Source organism: Robbsia betulipollinis, from assembly GCF_026624755.1.
In the GTDB taxonomy this organism is placed as follows: Bacteria; Pseudomonadota; Gammaproteobacteria; order Burkholderiales; family Burkholderiaceae; genus Robbsia; species Robbsia betulipollinis.
Genome location: NZ_JAPMXC010000001.1, coordinates 1614903 through 1631866 on the forward strand (window position 1 = coordinate 1614903; position 16964 = coordinate 1631866).

14 protein-coding genes are annotated in these 16964 nt (G+C 62.6%); 1 reads left to right on the forward strand and 13 read right to left on the reverse strand.

The window, feature by feature from the left end:
- Positions 1-13: 13 nt before the first annotated feature.
- The 12 genes from OVY01_RS06960 to tssB all read right to left on the reverse strand — a co-directional run bounded on the left by OVY01_RS06960 (position 14) and on the right by tssB (position 13030).
- A complete protein-coding gene (locus OVY01_RS06960) occupies positions 14-1000 on the reverse strand; it encodes an ABC transporter substrate-binding protein (RefSeq protein ID WP_267846650.1) in 987 nt (328 codons plus the stop codon).
- A 2-nt stretch (positions 1001-1002) separates the two neighbouring features.
- Positions 1003-1242, reverse strand: coding sequence for a hypothetical protein (locus OVY01_RS06965; protein ID WP_267846652.1), 240 nt, complete (start codon positions 1240-1242; stop codon positions 1003-1005).
- Between the two features lie 13 nt (positions 1243-1255).
- Positions 1256-1642 carry a DUF4280 domain-containing protein gene (locus OVY01_RS06970; protein WP_267846655.1) on the reverse strand — a complete coding sequence of 129 codons (387 nt, stop codon included), beginning with the start codon at positions 1640-1642 and terminating at the stop codon, positions 1256-1258.
- Complete coding sequence (locus OVY01_RS06975; RefSeq protein WP_267846657.1) at positions 1642-2316, reverse strand: toxin-antitoxin system YwqK family antitoxin; 675 nt, start codon at positions 2314-2316, stop codon at positions 1642-1644. The genes OVY01_RS06970 and OVY01_RS06975 overlap by 1 nt, the downstream gene beginning before the upstream one ends.
- Before the next feature lie 80 nt (positions 2317-2396).
- Positions 2397-4340 carry a type VI secretion system Vgr family protein gene (locus OVY01_RS06980; protein WP_267846658.1) on the reverse strand — a complete coding sequence of 648 codons (1944 nt, stop codon included), beginning with the start codon at positions 4338-4340 and terminating at the stop codon, positions 2397-2399.
- 1 nt (position 4341) lies between these two features.
- Complete coding sequence (tssH, locus tag OVY01_RS06985) at positions 4342-7035, reverse strand: type VI secretion system ATPase TssH (protein WP_267846659.1); 2694 nt, start codon at positions 7033-7035, stop codon at positions 4342-4344.
- Positions 7036-7086: 51 nt separating this feature from the next.
- Positions 7087-8097 (reverse strand): type VI secretion system baseplate subunit TssG, encoded by a 1011-nt coding sequence (tssG, locus tag OVY01_RS06990; RefSeq protein ID WP_267846661.1) that lies wholly within the window; start codon positions 8095-8097, stop codon positions 7087-7089.
- Positions 8094-9863, reverse strand: a complete 1770-nt coding sequence (gene tssF, locus OVY01_RS06995) for a type VI secretion system baseplate subunit TssF (protein WP_267846662.1) — start codon at positions 9861-9863, stop codon at positions 8094-8096. The genes tssG and tssF overlap by 4 nt, the downstream gene beginning before the upstream one ends.
- Positions 9860-10330, reverse strand: a complete 471-nt coding sequence (gene tssE / locus OVY01_RS07000) for a type VI secretion system baseplate subunit TssE (RefSeq protein ID WP_267846663.1) — start codon at positions 10328-10330, stop codon at positions 9860-9862. The genes tssF and tssE overlap by 4 nt, the downstream gene beginning before the upstream one ends.
- A gap of 43 nt (positions 10331-10373) precedes the next feature.
- Positions 10374-10856 carry an Hcp family type VI secretion system effector gene (locus OVY01_RS07005; protein WP_267846664.1) on the reverse strand — a complete coding sequence of 161 codons (483 nt, stop codon included), beginning with the start codon at positions 10854-10856 and terminating at the stop codon, positions 10374-10376.
- Between the two features lie 65 nt (positions 10857-10921).
- Positions 10922-12418 (reverse strand): type VI secretion system contractile sheath large subunit, encoded by a 1497-nt coding sequence (gene tssC, locus OVY01_RS07010; RefSeq protein ID WP_267846665.1) that lies wholly within the window; start codon positions 12416-12418, stop codon positions 10922-10924.
- Positions 12419-12475: 57 nt separating this feature from the next.
- Complete coding sequence (gene tssB, locus OVY01_RS07015) at positions 12476-13030, reverse strand: type VI secretion system contractile sheath small subunit (protein WP_267846666.1); 555 nt, start codon at positions 13028-13030, stop codon at positions 12476-12478.
- 570 nt (positions 13031-13600) lie between these two features.
- Between tssB and OVY01_RS07020 the strand changes: the two genes are divergently transcribed.
- The gene (locus tag OVY01_RS07020; protein WP_267846667.1) at positions 13601-14593 is read left to right on the forward strand and encodes an alpha/beta hydrolase fold domain-containing protein; all 993 of its coding nucleotides are present in this window, start codon (positions 13601-13603) and stop codon (positions 14591-14593) included.
- A 28-nt stretch (positions 14594-14621) separates the two neighbouring features.
- On the opposite strand, the gene OVY01_RS07025 is transcribed toward OVY01_RS07020, so the two are convergent.
- On the reverse strand, positions 14622-16859 hold the full coding sequence (locus OVY01_RS07025) for a TonB-dependent siderophore receptor (protein ID WP_267846669.1): 2238 nt from the start codon (positions 16857-16859) through the stop codon (positions 14622-14624).
- Positions 16860-16964 lie beyond the last annotated feature (105 nt).

Genomic DNA, 16964 nt, shown 5'->3' on the forward strand with positions numbered 1-16964 from the left:
TACCCGGTTACCGTTATTGTTTGACCGCATCGAGAACACGCGCGACGTCGAGCGTCTCGGTACGCTCGCCCAGGTATTCGTTGACGAAGGATAAAACGGTGGGTTCGTCCACCCTGACGCCAATGGCGAGCGTATCGCTCAGGTCCTGGAAGGTGACGGTGCGCAACGTCAGCGATGCGGTGGGGTCGAATTTCAGCAGACGCTTGATCTCGAACTCGTCACGGTAGGCGGCGGTCACGTCACCGGCCCTCACGCCATCGATCAACGCTTGCCAGCCCGGATAGGACACGATTTTCGCGTGCGGGAAATTCTTCTTCGCATAATCGGCGTACGAGGAGGCGGCAATGACGCCGATGGTGCCGTCGAACGACCGGATCACGTCGGGCAGCGGCCGGTTGCCCGAGCGGGCGGCAAGGCGCACGCGGTTGATGAGCAGTGCGCGATGCAGCGTCAGGTACGGATGGCTGTAATCGATCTGGCGGGCACGGGCGAGCGTTTGCGACAGCTTGCTGACCGCGATGTCGGCGTGGCCGCTGGCCAGTAGTTTGACGACATCGTCGAATGTCATCGCGCTTCTGTCGAAACGGACCTTGACGCCGAGGGCGCGTCCGACGTCATTGGCGAGGTCGACCTCGATACCCGCGAGCTGGCCATTTTTTTGAAAAAAGAACGGCGGGGAGTCGACGCCCAACATCGCCACGACCAACTCGCCGCGCGTGATGATGGGGGCGAAATCGGAGGCGATGAGACGGCCGTCGGGCAGCGCGACGACATGCGCGGCGCCCCCCATGCTCGCGACCCCGGGCGGCGCGAGCGCGGGTGCGCCCGATGTGACCGTCGAGGCGGCCGGGGCCGGGGCCGTGGGCGTGGGAGCGACGCAAGATGCGCGAGCCGGTCCCGGATGCGCGATGCAGGATGCGCCGGCAAGCAGCACCATCGATGTTCGCAGAACGCGCACCAGTCCTGAACGGATGCCATATCGAAGAAATGGGAAACGCATCGTTACTCGCCGGAATGGTTGATGGATGACGTGTCGCTCGCCGGGGCAGCCGGCCAGGCCGCCATCGACGAGGCGGAACCCGTTGCGACGGCACTCGCACCGGCCGGGCCGGCATGGCCGACGTGGACATCGAGACACGCGCCGACCTGCATGCCCGCGATGAAAACGACGATGCAGAGCACCAGCGCGCAGACCGAGACGATCGCGATCATCCGCGCGCTCATGGTGAAGACGATTTGCATGGTGTCCGTTGCCTTACGCGACCAGCGTCGTGAATTGCGCCGGCGCGACGATCGTTATCTCGCCGCCCCAACTGCACAGCAGCATCGATGTGTCCTGCAGCGCCGGTATCTTCTTTGCCAGGACCGTCGGCGAGCCGGGTAGCCATGGGGTGCCCGTCATCGGCATGCAGGGGACGGGTGTCAATGCCCCGAGCGCGGCCGAGGTGGCCGCGGCCACCTGCGGATTGGCAAGGCATGCACAGCTGCCAAAAGGGGGGATATTGAGCACCGGCAAATGATCCATGATGTTCGCGACGGGAGCGCCGGCATCGATGCGTTTGATCGGCAGCACATTCAGGGAGGCGGGCGCCGCGCCAAACGTGCATTGCAGCATCGCGCCGGACGTGATCAGAATGCTCATCAACCCCTCACCCATTTTTCGAAGTCGCGAACGAACTTGCCGCCCGGCGCCGGCACCGGCGACTCGGTGGCCTCGGCACCTTGCGCATCGAACCGGCGAGGCGCGCCCTTGACTTTGCCATCTTGGTAGATCGTCTCTTCCATGATCTGGCCGGTGGGCCAGTATCGGCACAGCGCGCCGTGCAGCACGTTCTCGCGGTAGTGCGCGCTTTGCACCAGCCGCCCGGCCCGATCCCTATCCTCACTGGTGCCGTTCAACATGCCGTCGCGGTACATCGCGCGTCGCACGATCCGTCCGTCCTGCAAATACGTTGCCTCGCCGTGCAGCACGCCGAGACGGTAGGGCAACCGCGCCACCACGAGACCGCTTGCCGCATGGCAAACGGTGTCGCCATGCAACAGGCCATCCACGAATTGCTGCGTGGAAACCACGCGACCGCCGGAATAGAGCGTGGTCGGGCCATGTTGCACATCGCCGCGGTACATCGCCGTTTGCAGCAATTGCCCGCGCGCGTCATAGCACTGCAATTCACCATGCCGTTGACCATGCCGGTACTCGGCGATGATGCGTGGCGCCTCATTCGCACCGAATTGCATCACCCTGCCGTGTGCCTGGCCCATCAATAGCGGCGTGCGACTCAGCAGTCGACCCTGCGCGTCCCTGTCCTCAAGCAAGACCGGCGCTTCCGACGCCTGTGGCACCGCCGCGCAAGGAAGCCCTGTCGACGCCGACGAAAAAGGAGACGGTGCGTTGTTCAATCGATTTCCACTCGACCGCCCTTCAGCGTCAATACGCCGCCGCCATCCACGACCTGCGTCGTGGACGCCTTGCTTTCGATCATCAGGCCCTGATTGCTCAGGGTCGTGCCCGCCTTGTTCGCCAGCGTCGTGCCGCTTTCGTTTTTCATATCCATGCCGGCTCGGTTCAGCATCGCGGTGCCGGCGTGAGAGGTCAGCGTCGTGCCTGACTGAATTTTCACGGAACCGGCGACATCGATCAGCAAGTCGCCCGACACCTTGAGCGTGAAGTTCCCCTTGACCGTCTGGACGAAGTCCGCGCCGTTGCGATGTGTCTCGTCTCCCGTCACCGCCAGGTCGCGGGTGCCCTCGACGGTATGGGTTTCCTTTCCTGTCCGGACGTCGATCGTTCTATCGCCTTTTTCGAGCGTGCGCACTTCCGAGCCGCTCACCAGGGTGGTCGTCAGATCGTTCTCCACATCGATGCGCAAATCCTTCTGCGCATGCAGGAAGAGCTGTTCGCCGCCGAGCTTGTCCTCCATGCGGATCTCATTGCCCGCGGTCCCGTTTTTCGACGAGCGCGAACGGATCACGCTTTGCGTCTGCGATCCCGGCAACGGCACGGGCGGCGTCTGCGTGTCGTTATAGACGCTACCCGTGATCAAAGGCCGATCGGGGTCGCCGTCGACATACGCGATCAGCACCTCATGTCCGATGCGTGGCACGAAGAGCTGCCCCCACCCCTGACCCGCCGCGATCTGGGCCACGCGCACCCAGCACGAACTCTTCTCATCGTTCGCGCCGAAGCGGTCCCAGTGGAACTGCACCTTGACGCGACCCAGCGCATCGGTCCATATTTCCTCGCCGCGAGGGCCGACGACGACCGCGGTGTGCATCCCGGCGACGACCGGACGGGGCGTGAGCCGTGGCGGTTGGAACCGCGCGCTGGACGGAAAAGTCTCGAACGCATTGCTGTATTCGTCGTCGCCGGCGTGATGGGTGACCGACCGAACCACATGGGCCACGTTCAGCGTCGTGCGAGGATGGCCGCGGAGCCGGAATTGCGTGCCCGCCGCCATCGGATGACACTGACTGGTGCCTCGCCCCGTCGCGCTGTCCAATTGTTGGGCGTCGACGCGCGACTTGGCCAGACGCGTACCGTCGTTCAGGGCGCCGTGCTTTCCCGGGTACAGATAACTCATGCCCCGCCCCGTTCTGCCGGCGGCACCGGTCAGCAGCGGCGTCGCCGATTGCTGAAAGTCGTAATCGTTGAGCATGCAGGTCTTCACCACCAGTTTGCAGACCAGGTCGAAATCGCTCACGATGTCGACCGCGCCGATCATCCGGCGTTCAGGCAAGTAGCGCAGGACCGGTACATCGGCGTTGGCCGGATGCGCGGATGCGGCGTCGGCCAGAACCAGCGTGTGTCGGCCGGCGGCGAACGTGAAGAAATAGAAGATGCCTTCCTCCTCCATCAGGCGCGAGATGAACGAGAACGGGCTCTCGTCATAGCAAACGCAATAGGGGCGGGATGCGTACGTTCTGGTCAATCCATCTTCGAATGCCACGTTGCCGGCGCCGAGTATCTGTTTGACGATGTCCGCGGCGGTCTGGTTTTGATAGATCCGGCGGTCATTTCCCAACGTCAGCAGCCACATGCGAGGTGCTACGTCGGCGATATAGCGGGATGTCGTACCGTTGCCGCCGACGTGCGTGAAGCGCGTCACGATGCCGTTGAAATCCCGACGGGGTCGCGTCTTCATCGAGAGGGTAACGCTCACGGGTGCGCCGACGATCTGGTCGGGGTCGAGGCGGGGGTTCGACGAGCGCATCGTCAGCTGAAACTGGAACGGCTCGGAAATCGCTTCACGTCCGACGAAGCGCTCCAGCAACAGGACGTCATCGCCAAACGGCGTCGTGACCGACAGCAGCGCGCCGTCCTGGGTGAATTTTCTGTTCATTTCATCGCTCGTCGTGTGGGTGCGAAAAAACGAAAGCAAACGCGCCACTTTCGGTCATCGACATTCGCACCGCGCTGAACGGCTCGCCGATCGCCATGCGTTCGAGCACGAGACGCGATATTTCAGGCAATACCATTTGCGCCAGGATGTAATCGATATTGCGTGCGCCGCTATCCACTTCCGTGCACCGGGTGACGATCGCTTCCGTGACGTCCAGCGTCCAACTGAAATCCGCCTGGTGATGGTTCGCGAACCGTACGGCGAGATGGCCGAGTTTCAATTCGACGATCGAACGGATGTGCGCGTCGCCCAGCGGGTAATAGGGGATGAGCGCCAGGCGTCCCAGAAACGCCGGACTGAATCTTTGCGTCAGGGCAGGACGCAACAAGGCGACCAACGACGCCATGTCGGGTTGGTCTCGCTCCCGGCAGGCACCCGTGATCACGTCCTGCGCCGCATTCGAGGTCAGCAGGATCACCGTGTTGCGGAAACTGATCGTGACGCCTTCGCCGTCCTCCATCACGCCCTTGTCGAACACCTGGAAAAACAGTTCGAGAACGTCGGGATGCGCCTTCTCCATCTCGTCGAGCAGCACGACGCTGTAGGGTCGACGTCGTACCGCCTCCGTGAGGACACCGCCGCTGCCGTAACCGACGTACCCCGGCGGTGCGCCTTTCAGTCCGGAAACACTGTGCGCCTCCTGGAATTCGGACATGTTGACGGCGATCAGGTTGCGTTCGCCTCCATACAGCGTGTCCGCGAGGGCAACGGCGGTCTCGGTCTTGCCGACGCCGCTCGGGCCCACCAGCATGAACACGCCCACCGGCTTGCCCGGGTCGTCGAGGTTCGCGCGGGACGTGCGCACGCGCTTCGCTATCGCATCGAGCGCCTGATCCTGACCGACCACACGCGCCGCGAGCCGGTCCTTCAGATGCAGTACGGTATGCAGTTCGTCCGCCAGCATCCGCCCGACCGGGATGCCGGTCCAGCCCGAGATCACGTCGGCGACCATGGTCGCATCGACACACACGGGTACCATGGGATCGTCGTTCTGGATCGCTTCCAGGCCTTTTTCGAGACGGCGCAGGTGCACGGCGGGTTGCGCGGTGCTTTCCGCGTCATCCGCGGCCGGCGCGACATCGAGGCTGTCGGCGATTCGCCGGCGCAATCTCACGATCTCGTGCACCACGCCCATTTCGGCGGCGAATTTTTCCGACAGGATCCGGCGCCGCGTGCGCGCCGCGTCGATGCGTCGCTCCACCGTCAGCGTGGCTTCGGCGCGATGCAGTCCGGTCGCGGTTTCGTGACGCAGTATGCGCAGCTGATTTTCATCGCTCGCGATGTCGCGATCCAGCGCCTCGATTTTCCCGGGTCTGCCCGATCGACCTATCGCGACGCGTGCGCAGGCGGTGTCCAGTACGCTGATCGCCTTGTCGGGCAGTTGCCGCCCGGTGATGTAGCGCTTCGACAGCTTGACGGCCTCGCGCACCGCCTCGTCGAGTATTTCCACGTCATGATGCCGTTCCAGCTTGCGGACGATCGCGCGCAGCATGTCGACGGCGACGTTTTCCGTCGGTTCCTCCACCTTCACCACTTGGAACCGGCGGGCGAGGGCAGGATCGCGCTCGACATATTGCTTGTATTCGGCCCAGGTGGTCGCGGCGATCGTGCGCAGTTCGCCGCGCGCCAGTGCGGGTTTCAGGAGGTTTGCCGCATCCGCCTGACCCTCCGCGCCGCCGGCGCCGATCAACTGATGGGCTTCGTCGATGAACAGAATCACGGGCACCGGCGATGCCTTCACCTCCGCGATCACCGACTTGAGCCGGTTTTCGAATTCGCCCTTGATACCGGCCCCGGCTTGTAGCAGCGCCAGGTCCAACGAGCGCACCGAGACCCGGCGCAGCGCCGGTGGCACCGCGCCGTCGGCAACCCGTTGGGCGAATCCTTCGACGACAGCGGTCTTCCCGACGCCGGCTTCACCGGTCAGGATCGGATTGTTCTGGCGCCGCCGCAGCAGGATGTCGATCAGCTGGCGGATTTCGGCATCGCGGCCCACGATGGGATCGACATTGCCGTCCCCCGCCAGACGCGTCAGATCGATCGTGTATCGATCGAGCGACGGCGTCGCACTGCGCGCGCCATGCGCCGCCTGTGCGCCGTCGCCCAGGCTGGGCATGCCCGTCAAACGGCTCTCCCTGTCCGTCATTCCGCCATCGCTCCCGGCGGCGGAGTTCGTGCTCATCGCGGGTAACGCGTCGCGCAGCCTGTCGCGGGGCACGTTCAGCAGCGCCGGACAGGATTCGATCAGCGCGCCGCGCAGGCGTTCGACTTCGAGCAGTGCCAGAACGAGCGTGCTCGCGCGAATCTCCTGCCGTCCGAGCAGCATCGACGACAGCAGCCACGCTTCCTGGAGCCACACCGGGAAATCGGGGGACAACGCGGGTGTACGGGCATTGCCGCGTTTGAATTGTTCGATGGCGTGTTGCAGCTGTGACGCCACGTCATCCCGTTCGATATCGAATGCGTTCAGGATCTTGACGAAGTCCGCCGCCGCCGCACATAGCAATTGCAGGAGCAGATGTTCGATCTCGACGTTGTAATGGGTCTGCTGCACGCAAAGCTCGGCCGCCTTTTCCATGCCGGCTTTACATTCGGGGTCCAGGCGCGCGAGTAGGGTGCGGATATCGATTTGCATCGTCGTCCTGTCATTGACCAGCTGGCGAATCAGGGTGGTGGGTACGGCCGTTCATCGACCGGGCGACCTATCGGCGCGTTCGTCCGACGCGAACCTCAGTCGCGTCGGCGCGGGCGTCTCGGCGGCCGAGCGGACGCGGCGCCCAAGCCAGGTCGTCCAGCCGAGCCGGAGCCGTGTCACGCCAAGCCGGCCAGGGGCGACCGGTTGGGCGGGCGCGAGTCGCAGGCACAGATGGATGTCGAGCGGCGTCTGCACGTAGCGCCGTATCAGCCAGGTCATCAGGGCGTGTCGGTCTCCGCCGGGAAGAAGATCCTCCAGCTGGGCCGGCGTCAGCATCGCGCATTCGATCCCGATGCCCGCGCTGCGATCCCACGCCCGCATCCCCAGCGCGCGTGAGCCGTCAAGGCGGGCACCGCCGCCATGCAGGCGAGAGGCGTCATGCGGGTCGAGCCGGTGCCAACCGCCGACGAACTGGGTGCCGCGGACGCGGACTTTCAGTCGGTCTCCCAGAATGGCGAGCAGGGCGACCATGGAACGCGGTGCGCCGCCCATCAGACCGGCATGACGCAACCATGGCGCGGGGTGCCGTGGCGAACTGCCGCGTCCGAGGTTTGCGATGGCGTCGATGCACGACGCGATCGGCGAATCGGCGTCGCCATGTCCGTGCAGCGCCGGTGCGTGTTTCTTTCGGCTGCGATACAAAAAGCACAGAAACCGGTGATTGAAGATATCCAGAAAATCAGCGGTGGCGCAGTCACGCGCGGCGCTGCGTTGTATGACCTTTTCGGTGATGACCAGGGGCAGGGGGCCCTGCCCGCCGGCGAGTGTCAACGCCGCGGTGGACAATACGTAACGCGGTGCGCCGTCGCCCGCCGTCACGTCGGCGATGCTCCGCACGTCGCTCGACGGAAACGCCAACGACACGCATCCGCTGAGACGAACGCGTTCGTTGCGTCCGTCGGCCATGCCCAACGTTTGCATCGGCCGCGCGTGCTGTTCGAGCAGGCTGATGGCGCGGAACAGATTGAACCGTTGCGGCGACCGGAGCAGGTGATCGATCACAGTGGCTCCTGTTGGCCGTTGATGGAATCCCACCGCTTCCATACCTCCCCGCGCCTATAAACCACCAGTCGCACGAAGGAGTTGATCGACGTGTACATCGAAAAAAAACGCGCCAGCACGGCACCCAACAGCAAAGGCGACGCGCCGGCGAACGTTTCCTCTTCGAAATGCAGGGAGATTTCGGTGCCGCGGCAGGTGCTGCGCCATCCTGGCTGACCGATATGGCCCGTCACGGTTCGCGTCGCCATCGAGAAAATGCCGCGAACCTGCTCGCGATCGCGCTCGCTATCGGTGACGAAGGAGGAAATGAGCTCGCGCAACCACGCGGCGTCGCTGCTCCGTAGCGACTGGTAATTCAGCGTGAGCAGCGACACCAGATGCCATAACGCGGCACTGCCCAGGGGCGCGTTGTGTTGCGCCGTTGGCGCATAGAGGCACGTCAGATGCACATTTTGGGAAACGCCCTCGACAACCATTTTCACGCCACGCTCCAATTGCTCGGCAAGCCGCCGATTCGTGCACAACAGATTCGCGTAGACGACCGATGCATCGGGTAGTCGCGGTCCGCTGGAACGGTCGATGAAGCTGATGAAGGTATCGGATCCGGGAATGTGCTGTCGTTGGCTGGATTGACGGCGCGCGAACCAGAACACGCCGCTTTCCCGAGCACTGTCACCAGGGCTGTGGTCCGGCCCCGCGGCGAAACCCGGTATGGTCGTCGAGCGGTCGGATGCCGGGTCGAGCGCGAAGACGGCCGAGATGGTGTAGACCTCCGTCGCGGACTCGTGCCGGCGGTCGCCGACCAAAGGGTATTCATAATGGCCCTGGTTCAGCGCGACGGGTTCGCTGGTGCGGGAAAACACGTTGACGACCGGCACGCAGCCCAACTGAAAAGTGGATACCCGTAGCGCCGCGGGATGCCGTGGCGCGCGGTCCAGGCGCAGGACGATATCGGCGCGACGGCCGTTCCCGAGCGTGCCTGGTGGAAAAACCAGATCGAAAAAATGAAATTTCCGGGGGAAAGCGAAGTATTCCTGCAAAAGTACATAAGGCAGATAGGCATGTTCCGGCGGTGCCAGCACCGTCTCGTCGTGGGCATAGCCGACTTCGCGCCACGACGTGGAGGGCAGCGGGCGCGAAGCGTCGCCATCACTTTGTACGCAGACCTGTTCGACCCCACTGGCGAGCCACTCGTAGACCGGCACCGTTTCCGTCCAGTCGCCATGCAGGTGAAAGCGCAGACACGCCACGGCGAGTTCGGAAAAATCGCAGTCGTCCGTCGTTTCCAACGTCAGCCGCAGCGTCGAATCGTTGTCGAAACGCACGGCCACGACCTGGATGGGCCATAGCGTGGCGTCCCATGCGGTGCGAAACCGGCACACCTCGTGGCGTGCCGTTCGTGCATACAGACCCGTGTGACGGGGCAGGTGATAGCCCGCGGTCACCTTTCCCTGGCTGGCGTCCAGATCGCATCGCACGACGGACATCGACGGTATCGGCTGCGCCAGGGATGCGCAGACATTCTCCAGCAACGCCGTCGCGACATGGGGAAACTCCTGGTCGAGATCGCGATGTACCCGCGCGGCGAGGAAGGCGGTGGACTCGATCAGTCGCTCGGTGTGCGGATCGAGGGATTCCTGGCCATTCAAACTCAGGCTGGAAGCGATTTTCGGATACCGCATCGCGAACTCGGCACCCTGCGCGCGGAGGTAGGCCAGTTCCCGTTTGTAATAGTGCAGCAGATCGTTCGATGCGCCGTCGTTCATCGTGACCACCCTGGATGTACATTGGGCGCATCGAGCATGCGACGCGGGTCGAGCACGAAGGTCGCATGTCGCGTGGTCGATCCCAGCTGCAATCGGCCATCGATTTTGACGAGTGCGTCCGCACCGCGTTCCGTGCTGGGTTGCACGCTGACGGTGACGTCCGACAGTCGGGGTTCGAAGCGCGCTATCGCGAGAACCAGTGCCGCTTCAAGGCGACGACGGTCCTCGATGGCATCCATCGACATCCCACTGCTGTCGGGAATACCGTAATCGAGCACACCGTGATCGTTCTCGAAGAACGCATGGAACGGGCAGGACGATCGCGTGGCAAAGATCTGTATCAACTCATTGCGAATCGACGCCTGGACCTGATCTCCATCCATATACATCGGCGCCATTGCCTCTCCCGCCGAAACCGAAAGCCGGTCGAACAGGGGCGCAAGGGTTCTGGACGGAAGAGTGGGCATGGCGTCGGCGGAAAACAGGAAGAAAATCGGCGATGATCCCGGCTCAGGATTTCGCGACGTTGGTGGTCAGGTCCCAGCCGAACTGCGAAGTGCCCTTGGCGGTGGAATCCGGATTCTGCTGGGTGAATTCGCACGTGATCGCGGTGTAATTCAAGGAAAAATTGTCCATGGCGCCGCCGGAACCGCCGGAGGTCTGGATATTCGATACCATCGTGTTTTCCAGGACGTATTTGACGAGCAAAACGAACTTTCCGTTCACGTTGCGGCCCAGGCTGAGCGTGGCATCGCCGAGCTTGGTGCCGGCGGCGCACGCCGCGTACAACGCGGGGGTCGAGACGTCGGTCATCTTGGACAGCGTCATTTCGGAGAAAGAGGGCCTGCCCATGGTTCGCTCCGTATTGGATACGTCGTGATTCATCGGTAGCGAGACGCCGAGCGAATAGGAATCGACCGCGACCTTGCCGGCGAAATCGGACAGCGCCGAATTTCCCTTGATGCTGTCGATGGCGAGAATGAGTGTGTCCATGATTTTCCTGAATGAAATGAGGTATCAATGATGGGTCGGCGCGCATTCGTCGGGCGGCGCCAGCACTAGCTGAGCGCGCTCGGCAGCTCGGCCACCAGGCGAATGGACGCGGTGAGTTCTTCCATCTGGAAATGGGGCTTCAAGAAGCATGTCGCGTTGTACACACCCGGCTTGCCGGCGACTTCGGTCACATCGATCCGTGCCTCGCTCAACGGGAAACGGGCCTTGGCTGCCTGGGGCGCCGACGTGTTCAGCAGCACGTAACCGGAAATCCAGTTGTTCAGGTAACTTTCTATTTCTTCCCGCGTCTGGAAACTCCCGATCTTGTCGCGCATCATGACCTTCAGGTAATGCGCGAAGCGGGACGCGGCCATGACGTAGGGCAAGCGTGCCGACAACTGCGCATTCGCGTTGGCGGCGTCCTTGTTGAAGACCTTGGGCTTGTTGGTGGTCTGGCCGCCGAAAAACGTCGCCGAATTCGATCCTTTCGAATTGACGATGGCGATGAAACCCAGGTCGTTCAGTTCCTTTTCGCGGCGGTCGGTAATGGACACTTCGGTCGGACACTTCAGGGCGATATCGCCTTCATCGGTGTTGAACGTGTGTGCTGGCAATCCGCTGACCTTCCCACCGCCCTCGACGCCGCGAATCGCCGTCGCCCAGCTGTATTGGGCAAAGGCGTCGGTGATGCGAAGTCCCAACTGGTAGGCGGAGTTGGCCCAGAGATATTTGGAATGATCGGTGCCATTCACGTCTTCCTCGAACGAAAAACTCGCTACCGGCACCGTGGCCGCGCCGTACGGCAAGCGCGCGGCGTAACTGGGGAGTACCAGCGAAACGTAGCGCGAATCCTCGGATTCGCGGAAGCCGCGCCAGGCCGTCAATTCGGCGCTTTCGAATACCTTCGAAAGATCGCGCGGCACGCCAAGTTCCACGAACGACTTCATATCGAACAGGGCGGGCGATGCCGCGCCGATGAACGGCGCATGGGCCGCGGCCGCCACCTTGGAAATGCGTTCCAGCAAAGCGACGTCCTGCGGATGGCGTCCGAACGTGTAATCGCCTATCAGCATCGAATAGGGCATGCCGCCGAAGGTGCCGTATTCTTCCTCGTATAATTTTTTGAACAAAGCACTCATGTCGTAGTCGACTGCGGTTTCCAGGTCCTTTATCAGTTCGGCCTTGGTGACATTCAGCAGACGTATCTTCAAACGTTGGCTCGTTTCCGTTCCGAGCACCATGTCCGACAGGCCGCGCCACGCTGCTTCCAGCGTCTGGAAGGCAGGTTGGTGAATGATCGCGTTGAGCTGATCGGTCAGCATCGCGTCGATTTCCGCGACCCGTTCGTTGATCATCGCCACCATGCCCTTATTCGGGCTGGTACGCATGCCCTCATCGAGAATCTGCGAGGCGAGTTGGCCGATGAGTTTCTTCGCATAGGTATTTTGCGAAGGCTCGATGGCCATGTTCCCCTCGAGGACGATTTTGTCGAGCAACGTCGGTTCCGGAACAGCCGTGGCTGCGTCTCCCGACGAGGCCCTGTCAACTGCGATCTCTGCCATTTTGGTGATATCCCTCTGAAACAAGCGGTATATGAAGTGCCGGCGGACGAGAAATCTTCAGGTCGTCGGACGGTCCGCTTCCGCAGCGGCCGATGCCGCGCGATCGATGTCGGCCAATCCGTCCGCGCTCGCCTGTTCCTGGACGCGCTTGAGTTCCGGCGTATCCCTCACGATTTTTTCGAGGATGGCGTCGAGTTCATCGTTGCCGTCGAGCTTCGCCAACAAATCGCGGAGCTGTTGACGCGCTTCCAGCAATTTCGCCAGGCGCGGAATCTTCGTCACCAGCGCATCCGGATGAAAATCCGACATATGAGAAAAATGCAGGGTGACCGCAAGCGAACCGTTATCGGAAATCATGTCGGGAACGACAAGCTCCAGGCGCGGCTGGATTTTCGCCATGATGTCGTTGAAGTTGTCGCGGTCGATTTCCAGCGGGCGCCGATCCTTGAACTTGGGCAGGGGCGTCGCCGGGTTACCGGACAGATCCGCCAGGATGCCGACGACCATCGGCAGCTCACGCTTCTCGACCGCATCGCCCACTTCGACGTCGTAGGTGATCTGCACGCGAGGCGGCCGGTTGCGCCCCACCCATTTTTGCAAGCTGCCTGACATGGTCTTCTCCTATGGCGTTTCTACAACGATCTGTTCGATGAAGCGAAAATCGGGATGGCGTGATGTTCATGCGTTCCCGCTCGCGTGTGACGAGAGAGCGGTTGACGAAGGTGCGATCAAGGCGATTCCGTTGTCTGGCGTGGCTATTGCCGTATCATTGTTACGGCAAAGGACAGTGTATTTCGAAGCGGTTTCACCATTTCTCAATTAGTTGCGACGCCGGCATCCGATGTGGCGAGCATGGTCGACGAGGCCTGCGTCGGATGTCCCGTGGAATGTCCGGAGCGGGCGGCGAACGGTCGGCAACGCACGGCGTGCTCAGTCGTCTCCTGTCACGGCCCCTGGAAGCGAGGCCCGCAAGCGAAATGGTCGGCGCGAGGGGTTAGTGGACCGTGCTCGAATATGATTCCCGAAACCGGCACGATAAATACACGCGCCGATCGAACCTGATGCGGTCTTCCGACGGGATCGGGTATGACGGGAAATCTCACACCCGTTGAACGGGCGTGGAAGTAGAGCCTTTCAGCGCAGGGCGTTCTGTGGGATGAGAAAGTCGAAACGCACGTCTGAATGAAATGTAACGTTGCACGAGAGGACGATATGACAGCTGAAAACGCATTCCCCGGTCTTCACATTCCTGCCCGTACCATCCAGGCTCCTGCTTTCCTGAGTGAGATAGCGCGTGGCTACCTGATTCCCCGGCCGACCGCGCCTTACCCGGCGATGGATGATAAAGCGGCGTGGCGATCGTATGTGGACGCGCAAAATAACGCGGTCCTGCCACTGCTTCGCACGGTGAGCGGCGACGCCAAGGCGCAGGTCGATGAACGAACCGTCGGCGGCGCTCACGTATTCGATATCGTCCCGGACGGAGTCGCGTCACAGAGCCGCGGCGTCGTACTCGAGATCCACGGTGGCGGACTCATCCTCTGCGGCGGCGAGTCGTGCAAATTGATGGCCATGGGAGCGGCGGCGACACTGCAACGAAGAATGTGGGCCGTCGACTATCGGATGCCCCCGGAATTTCCCTTTCCCGCCGGCCTGGATGACTGCATGGACGCCTACCGCGGTTTGCTGCGCGAACGACCGGCTTCCGACATTATCGTCAGCGGCAGTTCGGCCGGCGGGAATCTTGCCGCTGCGCTGCTCCTGCGGGCACGCGACGAGGGGTTGCCGATGCCTGCGGGTCTTATCCTGGGGACACCCGAAGTGGACCTGACCGAATCGGGAGACAGTTTCCAGACCCACGAGGGGCTCGATCCGGTGCTGCATAGCCTCATGCCGGTCAATCTGCTCTATGCGAACGGACAGGATCTGCGCACGCCTTATCTGTCGCCTTTGTTCGGCAATCTGGAAGGGTTTCCGCCCACGCTGCTGACGACAGGAACACGCGACCTGTACCTGTCGAACACGGTCCGGATGCACGGAGCGCTGCGCGATGCGGGCGTTCCGGCGCAGTTGCACGTCACCGAAGCCGGACCGCATACCGGGTTCCCTGGCGCTCCGGAGGGCGAGCGGATCGACAGGGAAATCCGGGAATTCGTTCGACAGCTGTTTTCCTAGCCAGCACGCCGCATGCTGGAAACGGTCGTCAATACCGCCATGTCAGATTGACGCTGCCATTCAGCGGCGCCCCGTAAGTCCCGTAGCTGTATTCCATCGTCGCCCAGTACTTCTTGTTGAACGCGTTGTTCAGCGTGCCCGTGATGGTGAAGTGCCTGTTCACGTCGTAACGCGCCATGAAGTCGACCTCGGTATAGGCGCCCTGGCGCGCCGTGCCGACGCCATCGTCCACGTAGCGTGTCGCGCTCTGCCAGCGGATGCTGCTGCCCACCGTCAGCTTGTGGTCGAAATACGGGATGCGGTAGGTCGTCGACACATGCACGGATTTTCGCGGGACGTAGAGCTGCGTCGATTGGCCGCTGTCATCCGTGACGCGCAGAATCGTCCCGCCCGCGCTGACGTTCCAGTCGTGCGTGATTTGTCCGGCAATCTCGGCCTCGATACCCTGCGAGGTGGCATTGCCGCCGGAATAATAATCCTGCGCCGTGCTCGGATTGAACCCTGCGTCCGTTGCGATATTCGACTGGTGGATACGGTAGACGGTAAGCGACGTATTCAGGCGTTTATCGAAAAATTCCCCCTTGATGCCCGCTTCCGCGCTGCGCCCGCGCGCGGGGCCGAGCAATTGGTTGTCGATGTTCAACTGGTACTGCGGGTTGAAGATTTTCGTGAAGCTCGCATACGCGGTGATCTGTCGGGTCAGGTCGTACGTCACGCCCACATAAGGCGCGGACCCGGACGATTGCTGGTCGTATCCCGCACCGTTGGCGTTGCCGCTGCTGGCCGCCTGGGTGTAGTTGATGCCCAGGAGCAGATGCGCGCGGTCCGTCAGGCTCCAGCGTGACGAGGCATAGACCGAGCGCCGCACGTCCAGGTAATTGATGTGCGACGTGGCCGCGCCGAACGAGGGTTTCGGATAGGTGCCGGCCAGTAGCTCGGCATAACCCACGGGCACGCCATCGGTATCGCCTTCGGCGGACGGGTTCGTGAATTCGGAGCGCGAGAAATTCGCGCCGAAGACGAGGTCATGCGTGCGGCCGAACAAATCGATCTTGCCGGTCACGTTCGAGTCCAGCACCAGTTGCCGGTTCGACGACTCGTACGAGGACGTATAGGAATTGATGCCGGAGCCATCGGCATTGAACGCGCCGTAGGGGTAGAAGATGTTGGCGTAGCTGTAAATGTCGTTGTAGTTGACCGACGTTTTCCATTTCCACCGTTCGCCCAGTTGCTGCGTCACTTCCGCGAAAGCCCGCTGCTCCTCCGTGTTGAAGAACGCCCAGCTCGGCGCCAGGCTGGTGCCTACGCCATAACTGAGCTGTTTGCCGGACGCATCGAGAAAGGGCAGGCCGCCCCAGGTGGCGCCATTCAGCCGGTTGTGCTCGTAGCTGTAGCCGGCGGTGGCCAACGTGCCGGGCGTGATGTTGACGTCGACCACGCCGTAGACGATATCCTTGCTCGGCTTCAGGCGGTCGGTATAGGAGTCGCCATCCTGGTGAACGGCAACCAGGCGGCCCGCCACGGTTCCCGCCTTGTTCAAAGGCCCGGAAATATCGACGTCGACCCGCTTCGTGTCCCACGATCCGTAGGAGACGTTGCCGGATGCCTGAAACTGGTAGGTCGGGCGCTTGCGAATGAAATTGACGGTCGCCGACGGGTTGCCGGTTTCGGCGTTCAGCCCGTCGGCGCCCCGCAGCACTTCGACCCGGTCGTACAGCGCCATGTCGATATCGCCGTATTGCGAGGTGTATTCCAGCGGCAGGCCGACGCCGTCGAACTGCAGGTTCGTGATGTGGAATCCGCGCGACGTGAAATCCGTCGCGTAGGAGTCGTACGGTTCGACGGTCACGCCCGTCACGTGCCGGAGCGCGTCGTTGACGTCGGTGAGCTGAAAATCGTCCATTTCCTGGCGCGTCAGCACGGACACGGATTGCGGCGTTTCCTTGGGCGACAGGGCGATCCTGCTGCCCGCGGTCGTCGACTGGATCGTGTACGCGTGCGTGCGTTCCGTGGGGGGCTGTGTGTCGTCGCCCTGGGCCGTGACGCTGACGACGGGCAATCGCGCATCCCGTGTCGCGCCGCTCTCCGGGTTCGCGCCCGGTGCGCTCGCGCTGGCATCGTCGACGGCTTTCGTGTCGCCGGTCGTTGCGGCGCGGGCGCCAGCCGTGGCGCTGCCGCCGCCGTCGTTGCCGCTTGCGTTGGCCTGGGCCCACGACAGCATCGGCGACATGCCGGCGATCGCCAGCATCACGACCAGGGGACGCACGGGCCTGGGCACGTCGCACCGGGCGGACAGGCGGGTGGAAATGGACGGTTGGACCCGAGTGGAAGACGCCTGGCGACCCATGGTATGCATTCGGTGACAAAGGGA